Below are 9,835 nucleotides of genomic sequence, written 5' to 3' on the forward strand. Positions count from 1 at the left end.
GTGCGACATAGATCATGGTATGGCCGAAATCGGCATAGTGCTGCAATCCCACACCGAACAGGGCGCCAGCGAAATCGTCCGGCCAAGCCGGCTGCGCCAGCGCCGCGCGCAGCAGCCCGACGGCGGCCGCCTCGTCTTCGCGCTCGATTGCGGCCAGGAAATCGGCGGCATTCCAGGGCACGGCGTTCGTTGCGAAACCGAACCGGTCCTCGGATCCGGCGACGTCGTCGGCGATATGGCCCAGGATCTCGCCGAGCGCCATCAGCCGGACGTCGGCGTCGAGCCGCCCGTCGTCATGGATCCGCAGCCAATCGGGTGCCGCGGCAAAGGCATGGGTCGTGCCGTATTCGAGCCGGTCATGGGCCCAGACGAGTGCCGCCCGCACGGCGCCCGCCGGGTCGGCGCCGATCCGTCCGAGCCGTGCAGCCTCGCGCACCAGGCGCTGCTGATCGCGATCCCCCAACGCCTGGATCAGGCCGTCCAACACCTTCCGGGTCTGCTCGGCCACCGGCGGCTCGACCAGCTCGAGCCAGACACGGCCGGCCTCGATCCGCACCGGATAGCGGCGCAACCGGTCGCCGCCGACCAGGGTCTCACCGCTTGCCAGATCGAATTTCCAATTGTGCCAATTGCAGGTCAGGGTGCAGCCCTGCAAGGTGCCCTCGCTCAGCGGGTAGCCCTCGTGCGGGCAGCGGTTCGCCGTGGCGAACAGGCCCCGGTCGGTGCTGGTGAGCAGGATCTGGCGCCCCTCGACCCGCAGCACCAGCCGTCCGGCGGCCGCGACCGCCGCGAGGTCGGCCACATCGATCCAAGCCATGATGCCTCCTAGTTCCGCGATTGCGGCCGCACCCGGTAGGCGCAACGCCGGGCGCCCGCCGGGATATGGTCGATCCGCACGATTTCGGCCGCATCACCAAGCGCGGCCGCGAAAACCCTGAGCTCCGAGCGGCACAGATTCTGGCACCGGGTCGCGGCGATGCAGATCGGGCAGTGGTTCTCGATCAGCATGAACGAACCGTCCTCGACCGCACTGACCTCGGCCATATAGCCCTCTGCCGTGCGCGTCTCTGCCAGGATCGCGAGCTTTTCGCCCAGGCTGCCCGCGCCGGCGAGCCGCGCCCGATAGGTAGCGAGCGTCTGGACCTCGCGATGGTCGATCAGCTGGTCGAGCCCGGCATCGCCGAACACGGCGGAAACGGCCGAAATCAACTCGAGCGTCAGGCCCGCATGGTTTTCGGGAAACCGGCGATGGCCGGCATCCGACAGGCGCCAATGGCGCTTGGGACGCCCGACGGCCTCGCGCCGATCCTCGAAGGCGACGAGCCCGCCGGCAGCAAGCCGGTCCAGATGCTGGCGTATGGCCACGGCTGTCACCGCCAGGCGGGCGGCAAGCGTCGCCGCCGTCTGCGGACCGGTCGCCTTCAAGGCATGGAGCAGGCGATCGCTGGTGCGATCCGGAAGATCGTTCGTCATGGCACGACGATAGGACGGGCTATTTAGAAAGACAATACTTTCTATATAGCCGTTGGCGTGCCTATCGCGGCTGTGCGATGTCCGTTCCGCCCAGGAACATGCGGTTCCAGGTCGGCGTGATCAGGATCTCGTTAATCGTGACGTGGGGCGGCATCTCGGCGACGAAGCGCACGGACCGGCCGACATCCTCGGGCTGCAGCATGCGGCCGATCTCCTCGTCCGACGGCGGCACCGGTCGGCCCTTCAGGATCGGCGTCGCGACCTCACCGGGACAGATGGCAGTGGCGCGGATCCCGTTCATGCACTCTTCCAGGTGCAGCGACATGGTCATGGCGACCATGGCGTGCTTGCTGGCCGTATAGGCGGCACCGGTGAAATAGACGTGATCCTTGCCGGCCCAGGACGCGACGTTGACGACCAGCCCGTCGCGCCGTTCGCGCATGCCCGTCAGCACCGCCTGGATCGCGTAGAACGTGCCATTCAAGTTGGTCTGCAGCACCCGGTCCCACGCCTCGGCGGTCAGGTTCTTGAAGAAGCGGTTGGGCGCGTTGATCCCTGCCGAATTGACCAGGATGTCGATCCGGCCGTGGCGCGCCTCGATCGCGGCGCCGCCAGCCGCCACCTCGGCCTGGATCGCCACGTCGAGCGGCTCGACGTCGGCCGTGCCGCCAGCGGACTTGATCTCAGCGGCGACCGCGTCGAGCGCCTCGCGTCGCCGGCCCGAAACCACGACCGTGGCGCCGGCCGCAGCCAATTCCAATGCCGACGACCGGCCGATGCCGGTCCCGCCCCCGGTGATCCAGGCGATCTTGCCCTCGAGCGTTGCCATGTCCGCGTCTCCCACATCCAAGATTGCCGGAGCATGGCTTGGATGTGGGAGGCGGGCAAGCAGCCGGGGCGCCCCGCCCCTTATGTCTTGGAGATCGGCCGATGGCAGGCGCGGGTTAGCGCCAGAACCCCTCGATCCAGAAATGGCCGCCGGGACGGGCTTCCCAATGGCCGGCGACCCATTCGTGCCGTTCGCGCGGCGGGCGGACGTAATGGCCGCGGATCCAGCGGTAACGGTACCCGTCCCAGCGCCAGAAGCCCGGTTGCCAGACCGCCGGATAGGGCGGCGGCGGCGGCACGGCCTCGACGCGCAGCGACGGCGGTGCGGTCGGAACCAGCACGGCGCCGGGCGGTGGCGGTGGCGGAGCATAGCCCGGCGGCGGCGGATATCCCTGGGCCAGGACCGGCAGAGCCGACGACAGGCCCGCAAGTAGCAGGGCGGCAGACAGAACCGCACGCGTCACGTTCTTCGGCACGATGGAAACCCTTTCGCATCACTGGAGCTCGACTGTACGAGAGGGGGCGGCGTTTCCTCCCCACCCCATGACAACGGCGGCGGAGCCGCGCCCATTCCCGATCACGGCCAAGGGGATGCCGGAATTCGAACGCTGCATTCCGCGAACAATCATTGCGCCCGGCCGCCTGCCGCGTGCTAAATGGAGCCTTGGCGCCTCCAGGCTCCCCGGGCGATTGACTTGGTCCGGACCCCGCTCTATGTCTCGCTGCAGTGCATCAGACGTTCTTGCCTGCACCGTCGAGACCTCTGAAGGCTTCATTTTTCGAGGCGTTCCCATGCCGATCGCAAACCGCCCCTTGTCACCTCACCTGCAGGTGTACAAGCTGCCGCTCACCGCCCTCATGTCGATCAGCCACCGCGGCACCGGCATCGCCTTGAGTGCTGGCACGCTCTATCTGGTGTGGCAGCTGCTCGCCGCCGCCAGCGGCCCCGACGCTTTCGAGATCTTCCAGGGTTTCGCCGGTTCCTGGCTCGGCCTGCTGGTGTTGTTCGGCTGGTCGGTCGCGCTGTTTTATCACCTGTGCAACGGCATCCGGCACCTGTTCTGGGACGTGGGCATGGCCTTCAGCAACGAGGCAACGGACAAGGCGAACCGCGCCGTTCTGATCGCGACCGTCGCCCTCACCATCGTCGCGTGGGTCGCCGGTCTCGGCACCTGGGGAGGCAAGTAAATGGCGGAGAAGATGCGGTCGCCCCTCGGGCGCGCCTACGGCCTCGGATCCGCCCGCGAAGGCGCCAAGGACTGGTGGGCCATGCGGCTCTCGTCCGTGGCGCTGGTGCCGTTGACCCTGTGGTTCGTGATCTCGGTCATCCGCAACGCCGGTGCCGATTACGAGACTTTCGCGGCCTGGGTCGGCAGCCCGCTTCCGGCGGTCCTGCTGGTCGTCACCATCGCGGTGACGTTCCACCACGCGGCCCATGGCCTGCAGGTCGTCATCGAAGATTACGTCCACGTCGAATGGCAGAAGCTCACCTTGCTGATCGCCGTGAAGTTCGGCTGTGTCCTGCTGGCCGTCGCGGGCATCTTCGCCGTCGCGCGCATCGCGTTTGGGAGCTGAGGGGACCATGGCCCTGTCCTACAAGATCATCGATCATTCCTACGACGTCGTCGTCGTGGGTGCCGGCGGCGCCGGTCTGCGCGCGACGCTCGGCATGACGGCAGCCGGCCTCAAGACCGCCTGCATCACCAAGGTGTTCCCCACACGCAGCCATACGGTCGCGGCCCAGGGCGGCATCTCCGCCGCCCTGGGCAACCTGGGCGAGGACGATTGGCGCTGGCACATGTACGACACCGTCAAGGGGTCGGACTGGCTGGGCGACCAGGACGCGATCGAATATATGTGCCGCGAGGCCATTCCGGCGATCATCGAGCTCGAGCATTTCGGTGTGCCCTTCTCGCGCACGCCCGACGGCAAGATCTATCAGCGCCCGTTCGGCGGCCACACGACCGAGTACGGCAAGGCGATGGCCAAGCGCGCCTGCGCCGCCGCCGACCGCACCGGCCATGCCATCATCCACACGCTCTATCAGCAGTGCCTGAAGCATAATGCCGAGTTCTTCGTCGAGTATTTCGCGCTCGACCTGATCATGGACGAGGAAGGCGTGTGCCGGGGGGTCATGGCCTGGGACCTGGCCGAGGGTACGCTGCACCGCTTTCGCGCCCATGAGGTCGTGCTGGCGACCGGCGGCTATGGCCGCGCGTATTTCTCCTGCACCTCGGCGCACACCTGCACCGGCGACGGCAATGCCATGGCATTGCGCGCGGGCCTGCCGCTGCAAGACATGGAATTCATCCAGTTCCACCCGACCGGCATCTACGGCGCCGGCTGCCTCGTCACCGAGGGCGCGCGCGGCGAAGGCGGGTACCTGACCAATTCCGAGGGCGAGCGCTTCATGGAGCGCTATGCGCCGTCGGCGAAGGACCTGGCGTCGCGCGACGTGGTCAGCCGCGCCATGACGCTGGAGATCCGCGAAGGCCGCGGCTGTGGGCCGGAGAAGGATCATATCATGCTCCACCTGGAGCATCTGGATCCGAAGGTGCTGCACGAGCGGCTGCCGGGCATCTCGGAGACGGCGAAGATCTTCGCCGGCGTCGACGTCACCCGCGAGCCGATCCCGATGCTGCCGACCGTGCATTACAACATGGGCGGCGTGCCGACGAACTATCATGGCGAGGTAGTCCAGCCGACCAAGGACAATCCGGACGCGATCGTGCCCGGCCTGATGGCGATCGGCGAGGCGGCCTGCGTCTCGGTCCATGGCGCCAACCGCCTCGGCACCAACTCCCTGCTCGATCTGGTCGTATTCGGTCGCGCCGCCGCCCATCGCGCGGCCGAGCTGATCAAGCCGAACACCGCCCACAAGCGCCTGCCGGACAATGCCGGCGAAGAGGCGATCGCGCGGCTCGACAAGATCCGCAACGCATCGGGCAAGACCAAGCCGGCCGAGATCCGCCTCGCCATGCAGAAGACCATGCAGGCGAATTGCGCGGTGTTCCGCACGACCGACGTGCTGAACGAGGGCGTCACCAAGATCCACGAGATCGCCGACCAGATGGCCGACCTGTCGGTCACCGACCGGTCGATGATCTGGAACACGGACCTGGTCGAGGCGCTGGAGCTGGACAATCTGCTGGCCCAGGCTGTCGTGACGCTGCATTCCGCGGCCAACCGCCAGGAAAGCCGCGGCGCCCACGCGCAGGAGGATTTCCCGAACCGCGACGACAAGGAGTGGATGAAGCACACGGTGGCGTGGCTTGACGAGAAGAACGCCGTCAAGATCGACTACCGGCCGGTGCATCTCTACACGCTGACCAACGAGATCGAGGTCTTCCCGCCCAAGGCGCGCGTCTACTAGGCGCCGCTGCCGAGAGCGAGAGACCGACCGGGACGACCCAGACCAAGAGGACCATCTCAGATGGCTGAATTTTCACTGCCGGCGAATTCGAAGGTCAAGGAAGGCCGCGTGTTCAAGGCGCCGGCCGGCGCCAAGCGCGTCCGCTCGTTCAAGATCTACCGCTGGAGCCCGGACGACGGCCAGAACCCGTCGCTCGACACCTACGAGCTCGACCTCGACGCGTGCGGCCCGATGGTGCTGGACGCGCTGATCAAGATCAAGAACGAGACCGACACGACGCTGACGTTCCGGCGTTCCTGCCGCGAGGGCATCTGCGGTTCCTGCGCCATGAACATCGACGGCACCAACACGCTGGCGTGCCTGAAGCCGATCGAGGATTGCTCGGGCGACGTCAAGATCTACCCACTGCCGCACATGCCGGTGATCAAGGACCTGGTGCCGGACCTGACCCACGTCTATGCCCAGTACCAGTCGATCAAGCCGTACCTGCAGGCCGACAGCCAGCCGCCGACGCGCGAGCGCCTGCAGTCGGTCGAGGAGCGCGACCAGCTCGAAGGCCTGTGGGAATGCATCCTGTGCTTCTGCTGCTCGACCAGTTGCCCCAGCTATTGGTGGAACGGCGACCGCTACCTCGGTCCCGCCATCCTGCTGCAGGCCTATCGCTGGATCGCCGACAGCCGCGACGAGAAGACCGGCGAACGGCTGGACGACCTGGAAGATCCGTTCAAGCTCTATCGCTGCCACACGATCATGAACTGCACCCGGACCTGCCCGAAGGGGCTGAACCCGGCCAAGGCGATCGGCGAGATCAAGAAACTGATGGTCCAGCGCAAGTTCGCCTGACGCAATCGCTGCCGTCGTAGCGAAAGGGCTCGGCCTCGCGAGAGACCGGGCCCTTTTCGTTAGATCGGCCGCTTCAACGTCTCCGCGCGATCGAACACCGGCTCGTCGCGCGGCTCGCCCGCGACCGGGTCGATCGCTTCGCCGTCGTCATCGAGCTCCGGCTCTTCGTCGGCTTCCGCCAGATAGGGGTTGGGCTCTTCCGGCATGTCCTCCGCCGCGTGGCGGACCATTTCCGCATTCTCGTCCAGGCCATCTTCGGTCTCGACGGCGCCGGTGCCGGACAGGTGGACGTTCGTAACGTCGCTCGCGGGACGGCCACCGCCGCTCTTCTCGCGGATTTCCTCCTGGTCGATGCTCGGCTGGTCCTCGTCGGTTGGCAGAAAATCTCGATCCGGTTGCGCCATGAACTGTCTCCTCGGGGCCGAACGGGCTCCCGTTGCAACAGGACAAGCACGGGGTCGGTTCCCGCGACGAGCAGCTATCGGGCACCGGCCTGCCGCGACAGGGCCAGCGACAGGCCGAGTGCCACCATCAGCGCGCCCGAACCCTGGCGCAGCCGGCGAACCAGTCCGCCCCGCGCCAGCCTGTGCCGAACCGCCGCCGCGCCGAAGCTGACCAGCACGTCGACGGCGGTGTTGAGCGCCACCGAAACGAGGCCCAGCACCATGAACTGCTGCGCCACCGAACCCTGGGCGGGCTCGACGAACTGCGGCACGAAGGCCAGGAAGAAAGCGGCGGTCTTGGGGTTGGTCGCCTCGACCATGATGCCCTGGACGAAGGCGCGGCGGGCGCCGCAGGAGCCGGTCGCCGGGCTTTCCGCCACCCGGGCCGAGCGCCAGGTCTGCACGCCCAGATAGACCAGATAGACGGCGCCCATCAGCTTCAGCACGGTGAAGGCCGTGGCGCTGGCCATGACCAGGGCGGAGAGGCCGATGGCGCCGGCCATGACGTGGACGAGGCCGCCGAGCCCGGTGCCGAAGCTCGACGCGAGCCCCTCGGACCGGCCGCCGGCCAGCGCGCGGCCCGCCACATAGAAGATGCCGGGGCCGGGGGTCAGTGCCACGACCAGGGCGGCGCCCAGGAACCACAGGAAATCCGTCGGCATCCGCAGGCTCCCTCAGCTCTTGCGCAGCCAGACTTCCTCGACCGAATGATCGCGGCTCTTGCGCAGCACCAGGTTGGCGCGGCCGCGGGTCGGCGCGATGTTCTGGCGCAGGTTCTCCAGATTGATGTCGCGCCAGATCTCGTGGGCGCGCGCCAGCGCCTGCTCTTTCGGCATCTCGGCATAGAAGCGGAAATAGGCGCGCGGATCGTTGAACGCGGTCTCGCGCAGCCGGGCGAAGCGGTCGAGGTACCAGCTTTCGAGCTGGTTTTCCGTCGCGTCGACATAGAGCGAGAAATCGAAGAAATCCGAAACGAACAGCCGCGATGGCTTGGTCGGCTGCGCCTCGCCGCCCTGCAGCACATTCAGGCCCTCGAGGATCAGGATGTCTGGCCGGTCCACGATCTGGGTCGCGTTCGCCACGATGTCGTAGGTCTGGTGCGAATAGGTCGGGGCGGCGAGGCGCCGATTGCCGGCCTTGAGGCGCGAGACGAAATCCAGCAGTTTCTTGGTGTCGTAGCTTTCCGGAAAGCCCTTGCGCCGCATCAGCCCGCGCGCCTCGAGCGTGGCGTTCGGATAGAGGAAGCCGTCAGTCGTCACCAGATCGACCTTGGGATGGTTGGGCCAGCGCGACAGCAGCGCCTGCAGGATGCGCGCGGTCGTGCTCTTGCCGACCGCGACGGAACCGGCGATGCCGATGATGTAGGTCGAGGGCCGGACGTCCTGGCCGAGGAAGCTTTCCTTGACCCGCTGCAGGTCCTGGGTCGCCGAGACATGGAGGTTGAGCAGGCGCGACAGCGGCAGATAGATCGCCTCCACCTCGTCCAGCGAGATCGCGTCGTTGATGCCGCGCAGGCGCGCGAGATCCGTCTCGCCGAGCGTGAGCGGCGTCGACGAGCGGAGCTCGGCCCAATCTGCTCGGTCGAACCGGTCATAGGAGCCGGGCGGCAGCGGATCGGCGGGAAGCGGAACGGCAGCGGTGGAAGACGACATCAAGCGGATGCTCGCGAACGCGGCAACAATGCGGCCATATTGCATTGCAAACGGGCGAATGTCCCGATTCATGTTTTAGAAGCCGCGCACGCGTCCATTGGGGGTTGAAGGAGGCATGCCGGGCCCCCACCAACGTCCTCCCGTCACGTCCCCGCAGGCAGGATTCCACTAGCCCTCTTGCGGGGGATAACGGAGGAACCGTGCCCGCCTACCGCAAATTCAGCATAGAGACAGACCCGTCGCTGTCGATCTCGCGGATCGCGTCGGCCAGCAATCCCGCGATGGACAGGCGGCGGATCTTCGTGCTGTGCACCTCGTCGGCGCCTGGGCGGATGCTGTCGGTCGCGATCAATGCTTCGAGTTTGGAATTCTCGATCTTCTCGATCGCACCCGGCGACAGCACCGCATGGGTGATGCAGGCGATGACCGACTTGGCGCCGGCGTCGAGCAAGGCGGCCGCGGCATTGCACAAGGTGCCTGCCGTGTCGACGATGTCGTCGATCATGACGCAATGCCGGCCTTCGACCTCGCCGATGATGTTCATGACTTCCGACACACCGGCCTGGGGACGCCGCTTGTCGATGATCGCCAGATCCTGGGGCTTGCGCCCGGGGCCGGCGTCGTTGGCGAGTTTGCCCAGCAGCCGGCGGGCGCGCACCACGCCGCCGATGTCGGGCGAGACGATGGTGATGCCGTCCACCGCCTTGCCCCACATGCGCTGGATCTCGGCGGCGAACAGCGGCACCGCTTCCAGGTGATCGAGCGGAATGTCGAAGAAACCCTGGATCTGGCCGGCATGCAGATCGAGCGTCAGCACCCGGTCGACACCAGAGGCGGCGATCATGTTGGCGGCGAGCTTTGCCGAGATCGGCGTACGCGATCCGGTCTTGCGGTCCTGGCGGGCATAGCCGAAATAGGGAATGACCGCGGTGATCTGGCGCGCCGAACTGCGCTTCAGCGTATCGGCCAGGATCAGCAGCTCCATCAGATTGTCGCTGGTCGGCCGCGAGGTCGGCTGGACGATATAGACATCCTCGCCGCGCACGTTCTCGTGGATCTCGGCGAACAGCTCCTGGTCGGCGAAACGCTTGATCGATGCCTCGACCGGCGGCAGGTCGAGCGCCTTCAATATGTCCCGTCCAAGCTCGGGATGGGCGGTGCCGATAACGATCTTCATGGTAGTTCCTCGGGCGCGCCGGCGAGCGGCGTGGGGATCTCGCCCA

Annotated in this window: 12 protein-coding genes; 4 read left to right on the forward strand and 8 right to left on the reverse strand. The window is 66.8% G+C overall.

Annotation, left to right across the window (positions count from 1 at the left end; genetic code table 11):
• From VGV37_RS15180 to VGV37_RS15195, 4 genes are all read right to left on the reverse strand, one after another.
• The coding region (locus VGV37_RS15180) for a Rieske (2Fe-2S) protein (protein WP_326880528.1) at window positions 1–817 on the reverse strand (817 nt) is incomplete at its 3' end.
• Between the two features lie 8 nt (window positions 818–825).
• Window positions 826–1,473 (reverse strand): metalloregulator ArsR/SmtB family transcription factor, encoded by a 648-nt coding sequence (locus VGV37_RS15185; protein WP_326880529.1) that lies wholly within the window; start codon window positions 1,471–1,473, stop codon window positions 826–828.
• Window positions 1,474–1,534: 61 nt separating this feature from the next.
• On the reverse strand, window positions 1,535–2,302 hold the full coding sequence (locus VGV37_RS15190) for an SDR family oxidoreductase (protein WP_326880530.1): 768 nt from the start codon (window positions 2,300–2,302) through the stop codon (window positions 1,535–1,537).
• A 115-nt stretch (window positions 2,303–2,417) separates the two neighbouring features.
• On the reverse strand, window positions 2,418–2,777 hold the full coding sequence (locus VGV37_RS15195) for a hypothetical protein (protein ID WP_326880531.1): 360 nt from the start codon (window positions 2,775–2,777) through the stop codon (window positions 2,418–2,420).
• A 316-nt stretch (window positions 2,778–3,093) separates the two neighbouring features.
• Between VGV37_RS15195 and sdhC the strand changes: the two genes are divergently transcribed.
• Genes sdhC through VGV37_RS15215 form a run of 4 tightly spaced genes read left to right on the forward strand, consistent with a single transcriptional unit; the run spans window position 3,094 to window position 6,517 of the window.
• Window positions 3,094–3,489: a succinate dehydrogenase, cytochrome b556 subunit gene (gene sdhC / locus VGV37_RS15200; protein WP_326880532.1), complete on the forward strand. Its 396-nt coding sequence runs from the start codon at window positions 3,094–3,096 to the stop codon at window positions 3,487–3,489.
• A complete protein-coding gene (sdhD, locus tag VGV37_RS15205) occupies window positions 3,490–3,876 on the forward strand; it encodes a succinate dehydrogenase, hydrophobic membrane anchor protein (RefSeq protein ID WP_326880533.1) in 387 nt (128 codons plus the stop codon).
• Window positions 3,877–3,883: 7 nt separating this feature from the next.
• Window positions 3,884–5,674: a succinate dehydrogenase flavoprotein subunit gene (sdhA, locus tag VGV37_RS15210; RefSeq protein ID WP_326880534.1), complete on the forward strand. Its 1,791-nt coding sequence runs from the start codon at window positions 3,884–3,886 to the stop codon at window positions 5,672–5,674.
• A gap of 60 nt (window positions 5,675–5,734) precedes the next feature.
• The gene (locus VGV37_RS15215) at window positions 5,735–6,517 is read left to right on the forward strand and encodes a succinate dehydrogenase iron-sulfur subunit (RefSeq protein WP_326880535.1); all 783 of its coding nucleotides are present in this window, start codon (window positions 5,735–5,737) and stop codon (window positions 6,515–6,517) included.
• Window positions 6,518–6,576: 59 nt separating this feature from the next.
• On the opposite strand, the gene VGV37_RS15220 is transcribed toward VGV37_RS15215, so the two are convergent.
• The 4 genes from VGV37_RS15220 to VGV37_RS15235 all read right to left on the reverse strand — a co-directional run bounded on the left by VGV37_RS15220 (window position 6,577) and on the right by VGV37_RS15235 (window position 9,789).
• Window positions 6,577–6,921 (reverse strand): hypothetical protein, encoded by a 345-nt coding sequence (locus tag VGV37_RS15220; RefSeq protein WP_326880536.1) that lies wholly within the window; start codon window positions 6,919–6,921, stop codon window positions 6,577–6,579.
• A gap of 74 nt (window positions 6,922–6,995) precedes the next feature.
• Window positions 6,996–7,622 carry a LysE family translocator gene (locus VGV37_RS15225; protein WP_326880537.1) on the reverse strand — a complete coding sequence of 209 codons (627 nt, stop codon included), beginning with the start codon at window positions 7,620–7,622 and terminating at the stop codon, window positions 6,996–6,998.
• 12 nt (window positions 7,623–7,634) lie between these two features.
• A complete protein-coding gene (coaA, locus tag VGV37_RS15230; RefSeq protein ID WP_326880538.1) occupies window positions 7,635–8,612 on the reverse strand; it encodes a type I pantothenate kinase in 978 nt (325 codons plus the stop codon).
• A gap of 208 nt (window positions 8,613–8,820) precedes the next feature.
• Window positions 8,821–9,789 carry a ribose-phosphate pyrophosphokinase gene (locus tag VGV37_RS15235; protein WP_326880539.1) on the reverse strand — a complete coding sequence of 323 codons (969 nt, stop codon included), beginning with the start codon at window positions 9,787–9,789 and terminating at the stop codon, window positions 8,821–8,823.
• Window positions 9,790–9,835: the final 46 nt, after the last annotated feature.

The sequence above is a fragment of the Aliidongia sp. genome (assembly GCF_035943795.1).
Classification (GTDB): Bacteria; Pseudomonadota; Alphaproteobacteria; order ATCC43930; family CGMCC-115725; genus Aliidongia.